The 18,669-nt window shown below is 68.7% G+C and carries 2 protein-coding genes; one reads left to right on the top strand and one right to left on the bottom strand.

Annotation, left to right across the window (positions count from 1 at the left end):
- The first annotated feature begins 96 nt into the window (after positions 1-96).
- The gene (locus ACN469_RS02730; protein ID WP_498763854.1) at positions 97-14,862 is read left to right on the top strand and encodes a non-ribosomal peptide synthetase; all 14,766 of its coding nucleotides are present in this window, start codon (positions 97-99) and stop codon (positions 14,860-14,862) included.
- On the opposite strand, the gene ACN469_RS02735 is transcribed toward ACN469_RS02730, so the two are convergent.
- Positions 14,859-18,617 (bottom strand): type I polyketide synthase, encoded by a 3,759-nt coding sequence (locus tag ACN469_RS02735; protein WP_498763856.1) that lies wholly within the window; start codon positions 18,615-18,617, stop codon positions 14,859-14,861. The two genes, ACN469_RS02730 and ACN469_RS02735, sit on opposite strands and share 4 nt — an antisense overlap.
- Between the last annotated feature and the right edge of the window lie 52 nt (positions 18,618-18,669).

Raw genomic sequence — 18,669 nt, forward strand, 5'->3', positions numbered from 1 at the left:
CAAGCTTCACGCCTTCGCGAAGCGCCAGGTGTCGGTCTCACCGACGCGGGCCTTCGTGTCTTCTGAGATTCGTCTTCTTGAGTTTGAGGTGTCGACATGTCCGCGAATGAGCCGAAGCCCGCGAGCCCTCGTGTTCGCAGGCCGCCTCCTGTGGTGCCCGTTCGTCGGGAGGGGCCGCCGCCGCTCTCCTTCGCTCAGCGTCGCATGTGGTTCCTCTCGCGGTTGGACCCGTCTGGCTTCGCCTACAACGCGCCCTTCTTCGCGCGGCTCAAGGGACGGCTGGATGTATCAACGCTGGAGCGCGCGCTGACGGAGGTGGTGCGCCGGCACGAAGCGCTGCGGACGACCTTCGCGGAAGTCGAAGGCGAGCCGGTGCAGTGCATCGCCCCGGAGGCGCCGGTGTCGCTGGTGGTGGAGCGACTGGAGGGGCCGGAGCGGGAGCAGGAGGCCCGACGGCTCGCGGAGGAGGAGGCACGGCGTCCATTCGAGCTGGGCACGGGGCCGATGCTGCGCGCGCGGCTCCTTCGCTTGGAGGAAGAGGAGCACGTGCTGCTCCTGACGCTGCACCACATCTCGTGCGACGGCTGGTCGCTGTCGTTGCTGGAGCGGGACGTGCGTGAGCTGTACGGCGCGTTCCTCGAAGGCCGCGAGTCGAAGCTGCCCGCGCTGACGGTGCAGTACGCGGACCATGCGGTGTGGCAGCGCGAGTGGCTGAAGGGGGAGGTGCTGGAGGAGCAGCTCGCGTGGTGGAAGAAGCACCTGGAAGGAGCCTCGCCCGCGCTGGAGCTGCCGACGGACCGACCGAGGCCCCCGGTGCAGTCGGCCAAGGGCGCGGTGCTGGGCGTGCCGCTGCCCGCGGAGCTGATGAAGGCGTTGCAGGAGCGGTGCAAGCAGGAGGCGGTGACGCCGTTCATGCTGTTGCTGGCGAGCCTCCAGGTGTTGCTGTCGCGGCACAGCGGGCAGCCAGACGTGGTGGTGGGCACGCCCATCGCGGGGCGCACGCGGCGCGAGGTGGAGGGGCTCATCGGGTTCTTCGCCAACACGCTGGCGCTGCGCGTGGACGTGGACGGCGCCGAGTCCTTCAAGTCACTGCTGGGACGCGTGCGACAGGCGTGCCTGGGTGCGTACCAGCACCAGGACGTGCCCTTCGAGCGACTGGTGGATGCGCTGCGGCCGGTGAGGGACTTGAGCCGCTCGCCGTTGTTCCAGGTGCTGCTCGTGCTCCAGAGCGCGCCGCCGCTGGTGCGACTGTCGGGGTTGGAGTCGCGCGACGTGGACTTCGAGCCGGGCGTCGCGAAGTTCGACCTCACGCTCTTTGTGCGCGAGACGCCGGAGGGTTGGGTCGCGCTGTGGGAATACAGCACGGCGCTGTTCGACGAGGCGACGGTGCGCAGGCTCGCGGGCCACCACGTGGCGCTGCTGAAGGGCGTGCTGGAGGACCCGGAGCGCAAGGTCGGGCAGGTGGACCTCCTGGACGAGGAGGAGCGGCGGAAGGTGCTGGTGGAGTGGTCGTGGCAGGAGGAGCGACAGTACCCGACGTGGTTGATGCATCGCAGGGTGGAGGCGCAGGCGGTGCGCATGCCTTCGGCGGTGGCGGTGACGACCGGTGGGGGTGCCCTGACGTACGCGCAACTGGAGGCACGGGCCAATCAGCTCGCGCACCACTTGATGGCGCTGGGGGTTCGTCCTGGAAGCGTGGTGGGGCTGTGCCTGGAGCGAAGCAGCCTCGACCTGCCCGTGGCGGTGCTGGCGACGCTGAAGGCGGGGGCGGCGTGCCTTCCGCTGGACCCGGGCTATCCGCCATCGCGACTGGAGCGGATGCTCGACGACGTGGCCGCGCCCGTCGTCCTGGTGCATTCCGCGCTGGAGCGTGCGTTGCCCGAGGGGGGCTCGGCGCGGAGGGTGCGGCTGGAAGAGGAGGCCGCGCGCATCGCCGAGCAGTCCACCGTGGCGCCCGGTTGGGTGTTGTCGCCGGAGCTTCCCTGCTACGTCCTCTTCACGTCGGGGAGCACGGGACGGCCCAAGGGCGTGACGATGTCCCATCGTGCGTTCGGCACGCTGGTGAGCTGGCAGTTGGCGAACACGTCGGCGCCCGGGGCGAGGACGCTCCAGTTCGCCTCGCTGAGCTTCGACGTGTCCTTCCAGGAGTTGTTCTGCACGTTGTGCGAGGGCGGCACGCTCGTCCTCGTCTCGGCGGCGACGCGTCAGGACCCCGCGACGTTGATGGCGTATCTGCGCGAGCACCGCGTGGAGCGGCTCTTCGTGCCCTTCGTGGCGCTGCAGGCGCTCAGTGAGCGAGCCCGACACGAGACGAAGTTGCCTCCCCTGCGCGAAGTGGTGACGGCGGGAGAGCCGTTGCAGGTGACGCCCGCGGTGGTGTCGTTCTTCGAGCGACTGCCGGGCTGCGTGTTGGAGAACCAGTATGGCCCGACGGAGACACACGTGGTGACGGCGTGGAGGGCGAAAGGTCCGCCCTCGACGTGGCCGGCGCTGCCTCCGGTGGGTAGGCCCATCGTCCCCGCGACGGTGTTGGTGCTGGATGCGTGGGGAGCCCCGTGTCCCATCGGAGTGACGGGAGAAGTGTGCGTGGGAGAGCGGAGCCTCGCGCACGGCTATTGGGGGCGACCGGAGCTGACGGCGGAGCGCTTCGTTCCGAACGCCCTGGACCGTGGCCGGGATGGGCGCCGCATCTACCGCACGGGAGACCGGGGGCGATGGCTGGCGGATGGGAACCTGGAGCTACAGGGGCGCGCGGATGAGCAGGTGAAGGTGCGCGGCTTCCGGGTGGAGCTGGGTGAGGTCGAGGTGGCGCTGAAGGAAATCCCCGGAGTGACGGACGCGGCGGTGGTGGTGCGGCGGACGGCTGGGGGAGAGAAGCGACTGGTCGGCTACGTCGTGCGGCCCGAGTCCTCGGACGCGGAGGACCTGAATCGCCGGCTGGCGCAGCGGCTGTCCGAGTCCTGGGACGCGGAGGATCTGAAGCGTCGACTGGCGAAGCGGCTGCCCGAGTCCTGGGACGCGGAGGATCTGAAGCGTCGACTGGCGAAGCGGCTGCCCGAGTACATGGTGCCGGGCGTACTGGTGCGGCTGGAGGCGCTGCCGCTGACTCCGAGCGGCAAGGTGAATCGCCGCGCGTTGCCGGAAGTGGACGCGCGACGAGTGGAGGAGGGCGCCCGCTACGAGGCGCCGCGTGACGCGCTGGAGCGGACGCTGACGGAGGTCTGGCAGGAAGTTCTGGGCGCCTCGCCCGTGGGCGTGAGGGATGACTTCTTCGCGCTCGGTGGGCACTCGCTGCTGGCGACCCGCGTGGTGTCGCGACTGAGAGATGCCCTGGGCCACGACGTGCCCGTGCGACTGCTGTTCGAGGCACCCACTGTGGAGGCGCTGGCCGAGCGACTGGGTACGCTGGGAGGACACGCGCGGTTGCCAGCGCTGACGCGAGCCGAGCGGTCCGTGGACTCGCCCCTGTCGTTCGCGCAGCGACGCCTGTGGTTCCTAGCGCAACTCGACGCCGGTGGGCACTCGTACAACCTGCCCTTCGTCGTCCGACTCCACGGTGCATTGAAGGTGGATGCCCTGGAGCGAGCACTCGCGGAGGTGGTCCGCCGACACGAGTCGCTGCGCACGAGCTTCGTGGAAGTAGGAGGTGAGCCCGTCCAGCGCGTCGCCGTGGGTGTCGGGGTGCCGCTGACGGTGGAGTCGGTGGAGGGCACCGACGACGTGGAAGAGGCCGTGCGGAGCCGCGTGGTGAGGGAAGTCCAGGCGCCGTTCGATGTAGCGCGGGCGCCCCTGCTGCGCGCGACGTTGCTGCGAACGGGCGGCGAGGAGCAGGTGCTGGTGGTGGTGTTGCACCACCTGGTCGCGGATGGCTGGTCGCTCGGCGTGCTCACCCGCGAGTTGGAGGCCCTGTATGGCGCGGCTGTGAAGGGCGAGGCCGCGTCGCTGGCGGAGCTGCCGGTGCAGTACGCGGACTACTCGGTGTGGCAGCAGGGCTGGCTCAAGGGAGACGTGGAGGCGTCGCAGCTCACCTGGTGGAAAGAGGCGCTGAAGGGCGCGCCGCCGGTGCTGGAGCTGCCCACGGACCGACCGAGGCCCGCGGTGCAGGGGTACCGAGGCGCGAGCGTACCGGTGCGGTTGTCCTCGGAGCTGAGCGAGGCGCTGCGGCGACTGAGCCGCCGAGAGGGCGCGACGCTGTACATGACGCTGCTGGCGGGCTTTCAGGTGTTGCTCGCGCGCTACAGCGGACAGTGGGACGTGGTGGTGGGCTCACCCGTGTCGGGGCGGACGGCGCGGGAGACGGAGGGGCTGATGGGCTTCTTCGTGAACACGCTGGCCTTGCGAGCACAGCCGGATGCGGTGTCCTCGTTCCAGGCGTTCCTGCGTCAGACGAAGGAGACGGTGCTGGGGGCGCTCGCGCACCAGGACGTGCCCTTCGAGCGACTGGTGGAGCACCTCCGTCCGGAGCGGGACCTGAGCCGCTCGCCGTTGTTCCAGGTGCTCTTCACGTTGCAGGAGGCCGCGCCGCTGCTCACGCTGCCGGGTGTCACCGCGAGCCCCTGGGACTTCGCGAGCACCATCGCCAAGTTCGACCTGGAGCTGCTGCTGGTCGATGCACCGGGAGCGGGAGTCGAAGGGCAGCTCATCTACAACGCTGACCTCTTCGAGCCCGCCACCGTCCAGCGCATCTCGGAGTGTTTCCTGGAGCTGTTGCGCAACCTCTCCGCCAGACCGGAGGCGCGACTGTCGGCGCTTCCTCTCCTCCCGCCGGACGAGCGTCGACGCGTGCTGGAGGCGTGGAACCAGACGGCGGTGGAGTTCCCGCGAGAGAGCTGCGTCCATCACCTCTTCGAGGAGCAGGTGGCGCTGCGGCCGGACGCCGTGGCGCTGGAGTTCGGTGAGCAGCGGCTGAGCTACCGGGAGCTGGAGGCTCGGGCCAATCAACTGGCGTGGTCGCTGAAGGCGCGCGGCGTAGGCGTGGATGTGCTGGTGGCGGTGTGTCTGGAGCGCTCGGTGGAGCTCATCGTGTCGCTGCTGGCCATCTTGAAGGCCGGTGGTGCGTATGTGCCCCTGGACTCCAGCTATCCGGCGCGGCGGTTGGAGCAGATGTTGGAGGACACGACGCCTCGGCTGCTCATCACCACACGAGCCTTGCTGACGCAGCTACCCCAGGAGGGGCGCCCCGAGCTGATGCTGTTGGAAGAAGAGCGACTGGCGGACCTGCCGACGACGGCGCCGCGCATGCCGGTGTCGGGGCGGAACCTGGCGTACGTGGACTTCACATCGGGAAGCACGGGGCGGCCCAAGGGCGTGGCCGTCGAGCACCGGGGCGTGCTGCGGTTGTTGTACGGCGCGCCCTACGCGCGACTGGGGCCGGAGGAGACGTTCCTGCTCATCGCGCCCATCTCCTTCGATGCCTCGACGTTGGAGGTGTGGGGACCGCTGTGCCTGGGTGGAAGGCTGGTGGTCTTCCCTCCGCGTTCGCCCAGCGAGTTGGACTTGCTGACGGACGTGCTCCATCGGCACTCCGTCACGTTGTTGCACCTGACGGCGGGACTGTTCAGCCAGATGGTGGAGCTGGGGATGGACGGGCTGAAAGGCGTGCGCCAGCTCCTGACGGGTGGAGATGTGGTGTCCGCGCCGCACGTGAAGCGCGTGCTGGAGGAGCTGAAGATTCCGGTGACGGCCTGCTACGGGCCGACGGAGAGCACGCTCTTCACGTCGGTCCATCGGATGACGAAGGTGGAGGACGTGGGCGCGTCGGTGCCCATTGGTCGGCCCATCGGCAACACGCAGGTCTATGTGCTGGATGCGGGGATGGAGCCCGTTCCGGTGGGCGTGGCGGGCGAGCTGTTCATCGGTGGTGATGGTCTCGCGCGAGGGTATCTGCGCCAGCCCGATGTGACGGCGGACCGCTTCATTCCGAATCCGTTCAGCACGGCGCCGGGAGAGCGGCTCTATCGCACTGGAGACCTGGCGCGCTTCCGTCCGGACGGGGTGCTGGAGTTCCTGGGGCGGCGAGACAGCCAGGTGAAGGTGCGGGGCTACCGCATCGAGCTGGCCGAGGTGGAGGCGGCGCTCCTCGGGCATCCAGCGGTGAAGGACGGGTTGGTGGTGGTGCGGGATGGCGCGGGAGGCAAGCGCCTGGTCGCGTACTACGTCGAGCATGCGCAGGCGCCCGAGGCACCTCGGGTGCGGGACTGGCTGAAGCAGAAGCTGCCCGAGTTCATGGTGCCCTCGGCCTTCGTGAAGCTGGCGGCGCTCCCGCTGACGGCGAACGGGAAGGTGGACCGCAAGGCCCTGCCGTCGCCGGAGCAGGATGGGCCGAGCGTGGAGGCGGTGCAGGGGCCTCGGACGGTGATGGAGTCGTTGGTGGCGCGCATCTGGACGCCGCTGCTCGGCGTGGCGCGGGTGGGCGTGAAGGACGACTTCTTCGCGCTCGGTGGCCATTCGTTGTTGGCGACGCGAGTGGTGTCGAGGCTCCGAGCGGCGCTCGGTCGTGATGTGCCGGTGCGGTGGGTGTTCGAGGCGCCCACCGTGGAGGCCTTGGCCGAGCGACTGGAGGCCGTGAAGGCAAGTGGGCAGGGAGTGAGCACCCCTGTCCCTGTGCGCGTGTCGAGACACGCCGCGATGCCGCTGTCGTTCGCGCAGCAGCGCCTGTGGTTCCTCGGGAAGCTCGACGCGGGAGGGTATTCGTACAACCTGCCGTTCGTCGTCCGGCTGCGAGGCGCGTTGAACTTGAAGGCGCTGGAGCAAGCGCTCGCGGCGATGGTGCGAAGGCACGAGGCACTCCGCACGACGTTCGAGGAAGTGGAAGGCGAACCGGTGCAGCGCATCGCCTCGGACGTGGCGGTGCCGCTGTCGGTGGTGGAGTCCACGGAGGACGCCACACGCGGCCAGGTGGAGACGCTGGCGAGGCAGTCCTTCGACCTGGGCACGGGTCCGCTGCTGCGAGTGACGCTGCTGAAGCTGGGCGAGCAGGAGCACGTGCTGGTGCTGGTGCTGCACCACATCGTGGCGGACGGCTGGTCGATGGGAGTGCTCACCAAGGAGCTGGAGGCGCTCTACACCTCGCAGGTGAAGGGAGAAGTCACGACGTTGCCGGAGCTGCCGGTGCAGTACGCGGACTACGCGGTGTGGCAGCGGGAGTGGCTGAAGGGAGAGGTGCTGGAGGAGCAGTTGTCGTGGTGGAGGGCGAGGCTGGCGGGAGCCCCAGAGGTGCTGGAGGTGCCGACGGACCGTCCGAGGCCGGCGGTGCAGGGGTACCGGGGCGCGAGCGTGGCGGTAACGCTGTCCTCGAAGTTGAGCGAGAAGCTGAAGCGCTTGAGTCGGGCGGAGGGCGTGACGCTGTACATGACGCTGCTGGCGGGCTTCCAGGTGTTGCTGGCGCGGTACAGCGGACAGTGGGACGTGGTGGTGGGCTCGCCGGTGTCGGGGCGGACGACGAAGGAGGTGGAAGGGCTGATTGGCTTCTTCGTGAACACGCTGGTGGTGAGGACGGAGGCGTCGGGTGAGCTGACGTTCCGCGAGATGTTGGAACGGGTGAAGGAGTCAGTGCTGGGGGCTTTCGGGCACCAGGAAGTGCCCTTCGAGAAGCTGGTGGAGGCGCTCCAGTCGAGCCGTGACTTGAGTCGAGCGCCCCTGGTCCAGATTGCCTTCGGCTTGAACGGGCCTGCTCAATTGCCGGCGCTGCCGGGGCTGACTTCGTCAGAGGTGACGTACGAGCCGGGCATGGCGAAGTTCGACCTCGCGCTGTCGGTGCGTGAGGACGCCGAGGACCTGACGGGGTTCTGGGAACTCAACACGGACCTGTTCGACGCGGCGACCGTGGAGCGCCTGGCGACGCACTACCAGCAGGTGCTGGAGGCGGCGGTGGAGAATCCGGAGGCGAGGCTGAGCGCGCTTCCCATGTCGGGGCATCACGAAGTGCCGGTGAAGGTGCCGGTGGCTCGCCTCCAGGCTCGGCGGTTGGACCTGCTGGCTCCGGAGTCCGTGCCGGAGGGGTTCATCGCCCCTCGGACGGCCATCGAGGAGCTGGTGGCGGGAGTCTGGGCTCCGTTGCTGGGCGTGAAGCACGTGGGAGTCGAAGACAACTTCTTCGAGCGGGGAGGGCACTCGCTGCTGGTGATGCAGGTGGCCTCGCGGCTGCGCGAGGTGCTGGGTCGCGAGGTGTCTGTACGGATGCTCTTCGAGGCGCCCACCGTCGCCACGCTGGCCAAGAGCCTGGAGACCCTCGTGAGCGGTGGTGCCGGAAGAGGGCGTCCGGAGTTGGTGCCCACGACTCGTACGGAAGCTCCGCCTCAGTCGTTCGCACAGCAGCGCTTGTGGTTCCTCGACCGGTTGGAGCCGAACAGCCCGCTCTACAACATCCCCCTCGCGATGCGACTGACGGGGGCGTTGGACGTCGCGGCCCTGGAGCGCTCCTTCCACACGTTGGTCCGCCACCACGAATCCCTGCGGACGACCTTCGAGCAAGGAAGCGAAGGGGCGGTGCAGCACATCCATCCCTTCAAGCCAACGCCGCTGTCCGTGGTGGACCTGAGCGGCCTGCCCGTCATGGAGCGAGAGCAGGAAGCGCTTCGACTCGGCGCCGAGGAAGGCCAGCGCCCGTTCGACCTGGGCACGGGTCCGTTGCTGCGAGTGACGCTGCTGAAGCTGGGCGAGCAGGAGCACGTGCTGGTGCTGGTGCTGCATCACATCGTGGCGGACGGCTGGTCGATGGGAGTGCTCACCAAGGAATTGGAGGCGCTCTACACCTCGCAGGTGAAGGGAGAAGCCACGACGTTGCCGGAGCTGCCGGTGCAGTACGCGGACTACGCGGTGTGGCAGCGGGAGTGGCTGAAGGGAGAGGTGCTGGAGGAGCAGCTGTCGTGGTGGAGGGCGAGGCTGGCGGGAGCCCCAGAGGTGCTGGAGGTGCCGACGGACCGTCCGAGGCCGGCGGTGCAGGGGTACCGGGGCGCGAGCGTGGCGGTGAAGCTGTCCACGAAGCTGAGCGAGAAGCTGAAGCGCTTGAGCCGGGCGGAGGGCGTGACGCTGTACATGACGCTGCTGGCGGGCTTCCAGGTGCTGCTGGCGCGCTACAGCGGACAGTGGGACGTGGTGGTGGGCTCGCCGGTGTCGGGGCGGACGACGAAGGAAGTGGAAGGACTGATTGGCTTCTTCGTGAACACGCTGGTGGTGAGGACGGAGGCGTCGGGTGAGCTGACGTTCCGCGAGATGTTGAGGCGTGTCCGGGATTCGGTCCTGGGGGCGCTCACGCACCAGGAAGTACCGTTCGAGAAGCTGGTGGATGCGTTGCAGTTGTCTCGTGACTTGAGCCGCTCGCCGTTGGTGCAGGTGTCCTTCGCGCTCCAGAGTGCGCCGTCGGGAGACCTGTCGTTGCCGGGGCTCACGCAGCGACCGCTGGACCTGGGGACGAGGACCGCGAAGTTCGACCTCGCGTTGTCAGTGCGAGAGGACGCGGAGGGACTGTGGGGCTTCTGGGAGCTGAACACGGACCTGTTCGACACGGCGACCGTGGAGCGCATGGCGACGCACTATCAGCGGTTGCTGGAGGCAGTCGTCGAAGTGCCGGAGGCGACGCTGCGAGCGCTTCCGATGCCCGGGCACCGGGAGGTGCCGGTGAAGGACGCCGGTTCCCGCATCCAGTCACGCCGAGGCGAGCGCGTGATTCCGGAGCAGGGGTTGGAGGGCTTCATCACCCCCAGGACCGCGATGGAGGAGCTGGTGGCGGAGACCTGGGCGCCGTTGTTGGGCGTGAAGCGCCTGGGCGCGGAGGACAACTTCTTCGAGAAGGGTGGGCACTCGCTGCTGGTGATGCAGGCAGCGTCCCGGCTGCGAGCCGCCTTGGGGCACGAGGTGCCGGTGCGGATGCTCTTCGAGGCACCCACGGTGTCCTCGTTGGCCACGAGCCTGACCGCGTTGGTTCGGGGAGGGCTCACGTCTCGGAGTCCGGAGCTGCTCCCTGCCTCTCGGGCGGACGCACCGCCCCTGTCCTTCGCGCAGCAGCGCCTGTGGTTCCTCGACCGGCTGGAGCCGAACAGCCCGCTCTACAACATCGCCCTGGCGATGACGCTGGAGGGCGTGCTCGACATTGGCGCGCTGGGGAAGGCGTTCCATGCGCTGGTTCACCGCCACGAGTCCCTGAGGACGACGGTTCGCCAAGGCGCGCTGGGAGCGGCTCAGCACATCAGTGATTCTGTGTCCGTGCCGCTGACCGTAGTGGACCTGAGCGGGCTGCCCGTGGAGGCGCGAGCGCCAGAAGCCTTGCGACTCGGGATGCAGGAGGAGCAGCGCCCGTTCGACCTGGGCACGGGTCCGCTGCTGCGAGTGACGCTGCTGAAGCTGGACGAGCAGGAGCACGTGCTGGTGTTGGTGCTGCACCACATCGTGTCCGACGGTTGGTCGATGGGCGTGCTCACGAAGGAGCTGGAGGCGCTCTACACCGCCCACGTGAAAGGCGGGGACGCGGCGTTGCCGGAGCTGCCCGTGCAGTACGCGGACTACGCGGTGTGGCAGCGCGAGTGGCTGAAGGGAGACGTGCTGGAGGAGCAGTTGTCGTGGTGGAGGGCGAAGCTGGAGGGTGCCCCCGAAGCACTGGAGCTGCCGACAGACCGCCCGAGGCCCGCTGTGCAGGGGCATCGCGGCGCGAGCCTGGCGGTGCGGCTGTCCTTCGAGCTGAGCGAGAAGCTGAAGCGCTTGAGCCGAGCGGAAGACGTGACGCTGTACATGACGCTGCTGGCGGGCTTCCAGGTGTTGCTGGCGCGCTACAGCGGACAGTGGGACGTGGTGGTGGGTTCGCCCGTGTCGGGGCGGACGACGAAGGAGGTGGAAGGGCTGATTGGCTTCTTCGTGAACACGCTGGTGGTGAGGACGGAGGCGTCGAGGGCGCTGACGTTCCGGGAGCTGCTGGCGCAGGTCCGAGAGTCCGTGCTGGGAGCCTTCGCGCATCAGGAAGTGCCGTTCGAGAAGCTGGTGGATGCGTTGCAGCTGTCTCGCGACTTGGGCCGCTCGCCCTTGGTGCAGGTGTCGTTCGCGCTCCAGAGTGCTCCGTCGGGGGACCTGTCGTTGCCAGGGCTCACGCTGCGCCCCATGGACCTGGGGACGCAGGTGGCGAAGTTCGACCTCGCGTTGTCCGTGCGTGAGGACGCGGAGGGCATGGCGGGGTACTGGGTGTTCAACACGGACCTGTTCGACCCGGAGACCGTGCAGCGCCTGGCGAACCACTTCGAGCGGCTGCTGGAGTCCGCCGTGGCGATGCCCGAAGCGCGCCTGGATGGGCTCGGGATGCCTGGGCACATTGAAGTGCCGGAGAGGACTCCGTCAGCTCGCATCCACGCCCAGCGCACGGCGCGACAGGATTCGGAGCAGAACTCCGAGTCCTTCATCGCGCCCAGGACGGCGATGGAGGAGCGGGTGGCGGAGATCTGGGCTCCGCTGCTGGGAGTGAAGCGCGTGGGCGCGGAGGACAACTTCTTCGAGCGAGGAGGCCATTCGCTGCTGGTGATGCAGGTGGCCTCGCGGTTGCGCGAGATGCTGGGTCGCGACGTGCCGGTGCGGATGCTCTTCGAGGCACCCACGGTGTCCGCGCTGGCCTCGCGATTGGAGGAACTCGTGACGGACGGGCTCAGGACAGGTCGTCCAGCGCTGGTCCGTACGACACGGACGGAGGCACTGCCCCAGTCGTTCGCGCAGCAGCGCTTGTGGTTCCTCGACCGGTTGGAGCCGGGTGGCTCGCTCTACAACATCGCGCTCGCGATGAAGCTGGAGGGCGTGCTCGACCTGAAGGCCCTGGAGCGTGCCTTCAATGAACTGGTCCGTCGCCACGAGTCCCTGCGGACGACATTCCATCAGCATGAGCAGGGGGCCGTGCAGCACATCCACGCCGCCGCCTCCCTGCCGTTGTCCGTGGTGGACCTGAGTGGCCTCGCCGGCGAAAGCCGAGAGCAAGAGGCGCTCCGACTGGGGGCCGAAGAAGGACGGCGCCCGTTCGACTTGAGCGCGGGCCCGCTGCTGCGAGTGACGCTGCTGAAGCTGGGCGAGCAGGAGCACGTGTTGGTGCTGGTGCTGCACCACATCGTGGCGGACGGCTGGTCGACGTGGGTGCTCACGAAGGAGCTGGAGACGCTCTATGGCGCCCATGTGAAGGGAGAGGCCGCGACGCTGCCGGAGTTGCCCGTGCAGTACGCGGACTACTCGGTGTGGCAGCGGGAGTGGCTGAAGGGAGAGGTGCTGGAGGAGCAGTTGTCGTGGTGGAGGACGAAGTTGGCGGGAGTCCCCGAAGCGCTGGAGGTGCCCACGGACCGACCGAGGCCGGCGGTGCAGGGGTACCGGGGCGCGAGCGTGGCGGTGAAGCTGTCCTCGGAGCTGAGCGAGAAGTTGAAGCAACTGAGCCTGCGGGAGGGCGTGACGCTGTACATGACGCTGCTGGCGGGCTTCCAGGTGCTGCTGGCGCGCTACAGCGGACAGTGGGACGTGGTGGTGGGCTCGCCGGTGTCGGGGCGCACGACGAAGGAAGTGGAAGGACTGATTGGCTTCTTCGTGAACACGCTGGTGGTGAGGACGGAGGCGTCGGGAGAACTGACGTTCCGCGAGATGTTGGCGCGGGTGAAGGAGTCAGTGCTGGGGGCCTTCGGGCACCAGGAAGTGCCGTTCGAGAAGCTGGTGGAGGCCCTGGGCCTGAAGCGGGACATGAGTCGCGCGCCGTTGGTCCAGGTGGTGTTCCAGCTCTTGAACACGCCTTCGGGAGACCTGTCGTTGTCCGGCCTCACGCAACGCCCGTTGGACCTGGGGCTTCGTGCCGCCAAGGTCGACCTCGCGCTGGGCCTGCGAGAATCCGCGGAGGGTATCGAGGGAGTGCTCGAGTTCAGCAGTGACCTGTACGACGTCGCGACCATCGAGCGCTTCGGAGAGCACCTGGAGCGTCTGCTGGAAGGCGCGGTGACCGAGCCGGGCCGACGACTGCGAGACCTTCCGCTCCTGAGTGCCTCCTCGCGGCGGGAGTTGCTGGCACAGGGCGGCAGCGAAGCGCCCTTCGAGGGGGAGTGCCTGCACCGGTTGTTCGAGGCCCAGGTCGCGCGAACGCCCGAGGCCGTGGCGGTGGAGATGGAGGGGCGGACGCTGACCTACGCCCAGCTAGACCGGAGAGCCCACAAGTTGGCCCTGGTGCTGCGCAAGTGGGGTGTGAGGCCCGACGTGGTGGTGGGCCTGTGCCTGGGGCCGAGCCTCGATTGGGTCGTGGCGATGCTCGCCATCCTCAAGGCGGGAGGCGCCTACCTGCCAATGGACCCGGAGCATCCACCGGAGCGCCTCGCGTACATGCTCGATGACGCGAAGGTCGCGCTGCTGGTGTCGCGCTCGGAAGAGGCGTCCCAACTCGCCTGGTCAGGGGCCGCCGTATTGCTGGATGAAATCGGTGAGCTCGATGACCTGGTGGGCGAGGAAGCGCTGGCGCCCGAGGTCACGTCGCGAAACCTCGCGTATGTCATCTACACGTCGGGGAGCACGGGGCGCCCGAAGGGGACGCTGCTGGCGCACCGGGGCGCGGCGAACCTGGTGGAATCCTTTCCCTCGGTGCTCGGCGGTATTGGCCCGGGCGACAGGACGTTGATGTTCGCGACGGTGAGCTTCGATGCCTCCGTGGCGGAGGTCTTCCCCGCACTGCTGCACGGGGCGACGCTGGTCATGGCTCGGCGTGCGCAGATGGCGCCTGGAAGGCCGCTGACTGAGTTGCTCGCGCGCGAGCGAATCTCCGTGGCGACACTGCCGCCGTCGGTCCTGGCGATGATGCCGGTGGTCGAGCTTCCCATGCTTCGAGTCCTGCTCTCGGCGGGCGAGGCCTGCACCGCGGAGCTGGTGGCTCGGTGGAGCCCGGGGCGACGTTTCATCAATGGCTATGGCCCGACGGAAGGAACGGTGGCCGCGACCTGGGGCGAGTGCTCCCCGGGAACACGCCCCACGATTGGCAGGCCGTTGCGCAACGTGGTGGTGCGGGTGATGGACGGCGCGGGCAATCTGGCTCCCACGGGAGTCTGGGGCGAGCTGTATCTCGGTGGCGTGGGACTGGCGCGAGGTTACCTGGGGCGTCCGGACCTGACGGCCGAGCGCTTCGTCCCGGACCCGTATGGTGAAGGGGGACGGCTGTATCGAACGGGTGACGTGGTGCGACTGCTCGAAGACGGAAGGTTCGAGTACCTGCGGCGTGCCGATGCCCAGGTGAAGGTGCGTGGCGTGCGCGTCGAGCCCGCGGAGGCGAGTGCCGCGCTCGCGGCTCATCCGGAGGTCCGGTCCGCCGTGGTCATGGGCCGGGAAGACACGCCGGGAGACACGCGGTTGGTGGCGTATGTGGTGCCGACGGAGGAGGCCTCGTTGACGGCCGATGTGCTGCGCGCGTGGTTGAAGCGCTCGTTGCCGGAGCCTTGGGTTCCTTCGGTGTTCGTGGTGCTGCGAGAGTTGCCGCTCACGCCGAATGGGAAGGTGGACTGGAAGGCGCTGCCCGTGCCCGAGGCGCACCGGCCCGAGCTGAGCGGTGGCTACGTCGCGCCTCAAGAGGGCCTGGAGCAGGTGATCGCCCAGCTGGTAGCGGAGGTCCTGAAGCTGGACCGCGTGGGCGCGGACGACAACTTCTTCGACCTGGGCGGCAACTCGCTCCTGTTGCAGATGCTCCATTTGAAGCTGGAGGAACGACTGGAGCGAAAGGTGCCACTGGTGTCACTGCTCCAGTTTCCCACCGTGCGCACGCTCGCCGCGCAGTTGGGGCCCGCCCCGGAGCCGGAGGCGCCTCGTCAGTCCGCGGCTTCCGGAGACAGACGTGAGGGACTCCAGCGTCTGGCGCAGCAGCGGCGGCGGCGACCGGGCTCGGATTAACGCAGCAAGCGCGCCAGCTTCGCTCCGAGCACCTCGACATGGGGTGCTTGCAGCATCGAGTGGTGATCGCCAGGGACGACCTCCACGCGTGCCGCCGCGCCCAGGTCCAACCAGCCGAGCTCCGGGTGAGGTGGGAAGCCGGGAGGTGGCTGTCGGGCGCGGAAGTATTGGAGCTCGCCGCCGTCCCAGCGCGGCGGCACGTAGAGACTCAACGCCCGCGTGTTCGCGCGGAGCACGTCCAGTTGTCTGCGGGCCGCTTCGAACTCTGAGAAAGGGGGCTCGATACCGTCCCGTGCGGCTTCCTCCTGGAGGAGGCGGAACTGCTCTTCGACGGACAAGTCCTTCGGCCACTCGGTGGACGGTGTGAACGCCTTTCCCGCGCGGAAGGTCAGCAGCGAGACCTGGTCCGCGAGCTCCGCGGAGACGTGCCCGGGAGGAGGCGTGTCCAGGAGCGCGCACAGCGGCACGCTGTCGCCTTCGGACGACAGGCGGCGCGCCATCTCATAGGCGATGGTGCCACCCAAGGACGCACCCACGAGCAGATAGGGGCCACGGGGCCGCACGGTGCGAAGTGCCGTGAGGTAGTGCTCCGCCATCTGCTCCACGGTGGTGTGGCACGAGGCGCCCGCTTCGAGTCCCACGGACTCGAACCCGTACATCGGCCGCTCGGGAGCGAGGTGTCTCGCCAGCTCCCGGTAGAAGAGCACCTGCCCACCGGCCGCATGCACGAAGAAGACGGGCGTCCCATGGGTGCCGTCCTGGAGTCGCACAAGACAACTGGGTGACGCAGGCGAAGCGCCGCGAGTCTCTTCTCCGATGCGCGCCGCGAGTCGCGCGATGGTGGGCGACTCCAGCACGACCTTCAAGGGGAGCCGCGCTCCAAGTCGGTCCTGGATACGAGCGCTCAGTCGCAAGGCGAGGAGCGAGTCTCCGCCCAGTGCGAAGAAGTCATCGTGGATGCCGATGTTCTCCAGATGGAACGTGAGCCGGAAGCACTCCAGCAACACCTGCTCCGTGGCATCACGAGGAGGCGCGGCGCGAGAGCCCTCGATGCCGCGTGTATCGGGCCGCACGACTTCGCGAACTTCCACGGCACGAGTCGTCGTCCCAGGACTCGTGACGGGCTCAATCCAGTGTCGCTCCCGGTCGAAGCTGTAGCCCGGTAGAGCAACGCGTCGGCGCCGTTCTCCGGCGCGGAAGCGCTCCCAGTCGATGGTGACGCCCGCGAGCCAGGCTTCACCCAGTGACGCGAGTGGATGCGGAGTCTGCTCCGAGGAGGCAGAAGCCAGCGTCGACAGGACGGGCTGCGAAATGCGAGTCGGATGCCTCCGTGCGAGCGACGACAGCGCGGTCCCCGGCCCGACTTCGATGAAAGCGCGGTCTCCACTGGAGAGCAGCAGGTGCAGTCCGTCGGAGAAGCGGACCGTCTCTCGCAGATGACGGCACCAGTACATGGGGTCTGCCGCTTCGCGCTCGCCGAGCCAGCGTCCGGTGAGGCTCGACACCACGGGCAGCTTGGGCGCGCGCGGTGAGAAGCGGGAGACCACGCGCGCGAAGTCCGCCAGATACGGCTCGAGCATGGCGGAGTGCGCCGCATGGCTCAGATGCAGTCGGCGCGTCTCAATCCCCTGTCCCGCGAGCGTGGCCTCCAGCGCTTCGAGTGCCTCCAGCGGGCCCGAGATGACGCAGTCGGAAGGCGTGTTGATGGCCGCCACGGACAGCGAAGGGTTCAGCGAGGACTCCACCTGGGGCAGCGGCGCGAGGACCGCCGTCATCCCACCAGGAGGAAGCCGCTCCATGATTCGTCCGCGCGCGGTGACCAGCTCCAGCGCCTCTTCGAGCGTGAAGACTCCGGCCAGACAGGCCGCGACGTATTCGCCCAGGGAGTGGCCGAAGAGGGCCTCGGGCTGGACACCTCGGGACAGCCAGAGCTGCGCGAGGGCCCAGTCCCACGTGAACAGCGCCGCCTGGGTCCACAGCGGACGCGCCAGCTCCCGAGCCGCCGCGTCGTAGCGCTCCGGAGGCGCGAACATCACTTCGCGCAAATCACCACCGAGCGGGGCACGCAGCAGCGCCGCACAGCGGTCCACGGCTTCGCGAAACGCGGGCTCACCGAGCAGCTCCGCGCCCATGTTCACCCGCTGCGAGCCTCCGCCCGGAAAGAGGAAGACGGCGCCTCGTCGCTCCGCTTCATCGAAGGCGGTGCGCGGTCGAAGTGTCTCCTCTCGCTGATTCAGTCGCTCAGACGTCTCCGAGAGCGTGCTCGCGGTGATGAAGCGTCGCCAGCCGAAGCGGTTGCGCCCGACCTGGAGGGTGTGCGCCATGTCCGCGAGCGCGGCCTGGGTGTGGCCCAGGTGCTCGGCCAGCTCCGTGGTCATCCGCTCCAGCGCGGCCTCGGACCTGGCGGACAGCAGCACCAGTTGTTCTTCTCGACGAGGCGGGTCGTTCGCCGGAGTGGGTGCCTCTTCGAGCACGACGTGCACGTTGGTCCCGCCCATGCCGAACGAGCTCACGCCCGCGCGTCGAGGGCCCGGACTGTTCCAGGGACGAGGCTCGGCCACGACGTAGAAGGGACTGCCCGCCAGCTCCAGCAGGGGGTTGGGCTGGCGGAAGTGGACGGTGGGTGGAAGCTGTCGGTGCTCCAGTGCCAGCACTGCCTTGATGAGCCCTGACACTCCGGCCGCCGCGTCGAGATGGCCGAGGTTGCTCTTCACCGAGCCCAGCCCGATGGTACCCGGTGCCGCGCCTCGGAAGACCTGCTTGAGCGCGGTGACCTCGACAGGGTCTCCCAGCGGAGTGCCCGTGCCGTGGGCCTCGATGAAGGAGAGGGTGTGGGGCTCGACGCCGGCCAGGGCCAGCGCGTCGCTGATGGCGGCGACCTGTCCGGAGACGGAGGGCGCGGTGAAGCCCGCCTTGGTGCTGCCATCGTTGTTGGCGGCCGAGCCGAGGATGACCGCTCGAATCGGGTCTCCATCCGCGAGCGCATCTTCCAGCCTCTTGAGGAGCACCACGCCGACACCGTTCCCTGGCACGGTGCCCGCCGCCTGGGAATCGAAGGCACGGCAGTGGCCGTCGGGAGAAGAGATGCCGCCATCCTGAGTGGGGTAGGCGGTGAGCTGCGGCGAGCGCACGGCCGCGCCTCCCGCGAGCGCCAGGTTGCACTCCCCCGCGAGCAGCGCCTGACAGGCGAGGTGCACCGCGGTCAGCGACGTGGAGCAGGCCGTCTGCACCGTCATCGCCGGCCCGGTGAGGTTCAGCTTGTAGGCCACGCGGGTCGCCAGGAAGTCGCTGTGCGTGCCGAGGATGCTCTCCGTCCAGTCGCTGGAGCGCCGCTCCATGCTCGGCATGACGTTGGTCAGGAGGTACGTGCTGAGAGACGCGCCGCCGTAGACACCCACGTGCAGCGGCCGGGCCCGAGCGGCATAACCCGCGGACTCGAGTGCGCCCCAGCAGCACTCCATGAACACTCGCTGCTGCGGGTCCAGCTGCTCGGCCTCGCGAGGGGAGTAGCCGAAGAAGCGCGCGTCGAAGAGGTCGGCGCCCTCGATGACTCCCGCCGCCGCCACCCAGCCTTCGTCCGAGGGGAAGCCGGCCTTCGCGCGCTGCTCGGCGTCCAGCACCGTGACGCAGTCCACGCCCGAGATGAGGTTGGACCAGAAGCGCCGTGCGTCCGAAGCGCCCGGAAAGCGCAGCGACAGCCCGACGATGGCGATGGCCGTCGGGCCGGGCGGCTCATGAGACACGTTCTCACCCATCCCCGAACTAGAGCATGGCTGGCCGCGCGAGTTGAACGTGGATAGCCTCGGG

The sequence above is a fragment of the Corallococcus terminator genome (assembly GCF_049194865.1).
GTDB lineage: Bacteria > Myxococcota > Myxococcia > Myxococcales > Myxococcaceae > Myxococcus > Myxococcus terminator_A.